The sequence below is a fragment of the Pseudorhodoplanes sp. genome (genome assembly GCF_035565855.1).
In the GTDB taxonomy this organism is placed as follows: Bacteria; Pseudomonadota; Alphaproteobacteria; order Rhizobiales; family Xanthobacteraceae; genus Pseudorhodoplanes.
The window spans coordinates 1-2,202 of the sequence record NZ_DATMRX010000203.1 but is presented as its reverse complement, the minus strand read 5'-3'; the positions used below and the strand labels follow the sequence as shown (position 1 = coordinate 2,202).

General features: G+C 62.8%; 2 protein-coding genes. Both read left to right on the top strand.

What is annotated here, in order from left to right; genetic code table 11:
• Positions 1–1,168, top strand: a 1,168-nt coding sequence (locus tag VN004_RS11185; RefSeq protein ID WP_325609942.1) for a beta-ketoacyl reductase, incomplete at its 5' end; no start/stop codon positions are given.
• Positions 1,165–2,202, top strand: a 1,038-nt coding sequence (locus VN004_RS11180; RefSeq protein WP_325609940.1) for an aminotransferase class I/II-fold pyridoxal phosphate-dependent enzyme, incomplete at its 3' end; no start/stop codon positions are given. The genes VN004_RS11185 and VN004_RS11180, both read left to right, overlap by 4 nt.

Here is a 2,202-nt window from a genome sequence, read left to right as displayed (position 1 = left end):
GCTTGTCACTCAGGGCGCGCGCCATCTCGCGCTTGTGAGCCGATCAGGCAAGCCGGCTGCAGAGGTTGCGGAACAGATTGCAGCGTTCAAGAAGAGCGGGGTCAAAGTCCATGGCGCGGCGGTCGATATCAGCGATGCTGCGGCGCTGGAACGCTATCTCAGGTCGCTCGACGAAAGGATTCCGCTGAAAGGCGTTTTCCATGCCGCAATGGTGTTGGACGATGGCCTCGCCGCCAATCTCGAGCGCTCGCGGATCGAAGCTGTCCTCCGGCCAAAAGTCGCCGGTGCCGCAAATCTCGACAAGCTGACCCGGCGGTTCGATCTCGATTGTTTCGTGCTGTTCTCGTCCGTCGCCTGCATGGTCGGGAATATCGGCCAAGCGAGTTACGTTGCGGCGAACGGGTATCTTGAAGGGCTGGCACGTCGTCGGCGCGCCGAGCGATTGCCGGCTCTGGCGGTCGGATTCGGCGCGATCAGCGATGCCGGCTACCTTGCCCGCAATGAGCAAGCCGGTGCCGCACTGTCGCAGCGGCTCGGCCGTTCGATGCTGACCGCCTCCGAGGCGCTTGCCGGGCTTCAAGCGCTGCTGCAGGGCGACCCCTACGACGTGAACGCGGCTGCGGTGGTGTTCGCGCGCATGAACTGGGCGATGGCCCGTAAGGAGCTCAAGCTCGTTCGCTCCTCGCTGTTCGAAAACCTGCGCCTCGACGATCTTGCCGGCGGTGGCGCTTCATCGCAGAGCGCGGCGGAATTGCTTGAACAGTTGCGGGGTCTTCCGGATGCCGAGGTGCAGGAGAAGCTTGCACAACTGATCGGGGACGCCATCACACGAACGTTGCGCCTGCCGTCCGGCGAGATCGACCGGAACCGGCCTTTGTCCGAACTCGGCATGGACTCGCTGATGATGCTCGAATTGCGCATGTCGCTCGAAGAGCAGGTGGCATTGGACATCCCGCTGATGTCTCTGACATCGGGCCTCACCATCTCCGAGCTTAGCCAGCGGTTGACGGGCATTCTGCGCAGCAAAAGCAAGGCAGCGATATCCGGCGAGATGTCTGTTTTGGCGGAGCGCCATGTGGAGATACCGGCGACGGCGACCGAATCCGAGATTGCCGCGACCGGCGCTGCGGTCATGCGCCGCGCAAAAGCAGTGGATCGAATCATTTGACTGAGTCACGACGCAGTGCTGCCGACCGTCTGCTGAATAAGCTGCGGGCTTCGGCGAATACACCTTCCGCAAAGATCGAAAAGCCGCGTCGCAGCACGCAGTCCATCGTCGGCCGAAAGGCCGCGGACTTCACTGCGCTGCCGGAATATCAGGCGCTCCGCGTACAGCGCGCCATGGCCGACATGCTGAAGATCGAGGTTCCGTTCTTCCGGCCGCATGAGGGGCGCGCCGCCGATACCACGGTGATCGGGGGCCGGACCGCTCTCAACTTTTCGACCTACGATTATCTCGGATTGAACGGTGATCCGCGCGTGGTCGAGGCGGCAAAGCAGGCGATCGACCGCTATGGCACGTCGGTCGGCGCCAGCCGTCCGACCGCAGGCGAGCGGGCGATCTATCGCGAGCTGGAAACCGCGCTCGCGAAATTCCACAATACCCAGGATGCCCTTTGCTTCGTGAGCGGACACGCCACGAATGTGTCGGTGATCGGGTCTCTCCTGTCGTCCAAGGACGTGATATTCGCCGACGCCTTCGCCCATAACAGCATCATCGAAGGCGCGAAGCTCTCCGGTGCCACCTGTCTGATTTTCCCGCATAACGATCTGGATGCGCTCGAAGCTCTCGTGCGCGAGAATCGGTCACGCTTTCGGCGCGCGATGATCGCGGTCGAGGGGCTGTACAGCATGGACGGCGACGTCTGTGACCTGGCGCGCCTGATCGCGATCAAACGGCATTTCGACGCGTGGCTGCTCGTCGATGAAGCACATTCCAGCGGCGTTCTGGGCGAGCGGGGCAGGGGGATCGCCGAGGAACAGAATATCGATCCTGGCGAGGTCGAAATCTGGATGGGAACGCTCAGCAAGGCGTTCGTGTCCACGGGAGGCTATATCGCCGGCAGCCGTCCCCTGATCGAGTTTCTGAAAACGCACTGCCCGGGATTTGTTTACAGCGTCGGGATGCCGCCGGCTATGGCGGCGGCGGCCTTGGCTGCGCTTCAGATCATCAGACGGGAGCCGGACCGCGTTGCCGCCTTG